The organism is Microcoleus sp. S13_C5, from assembly GCF_036700845.1.
Classification (GTDB): domain Bacteria; phylum Cyanobacteriota; class Cyanobacteriia; order Cyanobacteriales; family Microcoleaceae; genus Microcoleus.
Genome location: NZ_JAUBPR010000304.1, coordinates 1 through 1,154, shown reverse-complemented (window position 1 = coordinate 1,154; position 1,154 = coordinate 1). Strand labels below are relative to the sequence as shown.

1 protein-coding gene and 1 pseudogene are annotated in these 1,154 nt (G+C 41.9%); both read left to right on the top strand.

The genetic code is table 11. The annotated features are described in order from the left end of the window. Nucleotides 1-129, top strand: a pseudogene (locus tag QUA04_RS29760) (IS630-like element ISAcma34 family transposase); the annotation flags it as partial. Beyond that, complete coding sequence (locus QUA04_RS29755; RefSeq protein ID WP_333264430.1) at nucleotides 122-1,090, top strand: hypothetical protein; 969 nt, start codon at nucleotides 122-124, stop codon at nucleotides 1,088-1,090. The pseudogene QUA04_RS29760 and the gene QUA04_RS29755, both read left to right, overlap by 8 nt. Nucleotides 1,091-1,154 lie beyond the last annotated feature (64 nt).

Genomic DNA, 1,154 nt, shown 5'->3' with positions numbered 1-1,154 from the left:
ATTTTGTGGCGGTTTATCAAATATCAATGGCTCGAAATAGATGCCTACTCTAGCTGGCAATCTCTTGTTTCATCTGTTGAAAGAATTCTTAAAGAATTTGGAGATAATTATGTAATTAATTTTGCTTAACTACTTAGCAGCCTGTCGCCTGAATGAGTCTGCTTACGAGTATGCCTTTAATCGGGAAACTAAAGAGCGAAATGGAGCGCTTACCTATTGGTTGCTGGATACTTTAAAACAGCAAAACCCCGGACAAACCTATCAGGATTTGTTCGATCGCGTCAATGCTAAAATCCACAGTCAATTTCCTCAACAAACCCCAATCCTCATAGGTGAGGTGAATCGGATGATTTTTGGCGATGAGTTGGCTGAGACTGTATATACAATCCCTGTCTTAAACGTGGAGAAAGATGCACAAACAGGCAATATGCAGGCTAAGTTAGGGGTAGGTCATGTACATGGTGTGGCTAAGGGAGCAGAATTTGTTATCTATCCGCGCAGTACAACCGATTTAAAAAACCAAGAAAATCGGATTGCGATCGCCACAATTATTCAAAGGGGAGCAACTGACTCGCTGTGCAAGCTTGAAGCCATTGAGGGTAAAGAGCTTAAAGTTGATGGTGGAGATCGAGCGGTTTTAGTTACTCCATCAATTAATCTGGTTCGTCAAGTTTCCCTGTTTTATCAAGAAGCAGCAACGGCAGAAGAGCTAGCTGAGTTTGCTAAAACCCAAAACCTGCCGCCTAACAAACTTTTGCCAGAAATTTTTAAACAGCAAGAGGATACATTGGAGGCAATCAAAAAAGCTATCCCTGGAAATGGCCAAGGCTGGGTGGAGTTAGCAGAAGAAAAAGCAACTGAGGATGATGATGAGGGAGTTGCTTATCAAGTCGCTCTCAATAATCAGGGAGAATATGAAATATGCGATCGCGGCGGAGATCCCTATAAAAATATCGCTCCTATAACAGTCAGCGATCCTGATGCTGCTAACACAGTTGTGAAACGATTAGTTCATCTAGCGAAATACCACGCTACAGCAGAGTTAGATAACCTGGATAAAAGTTCACCTCTGGTAGATAACGGGACTTAAACAAATTTTAAGCCCAAACAAAGCCTAAACTGGCTTTATAAGCGGAGAATACGTCCCAATTTTG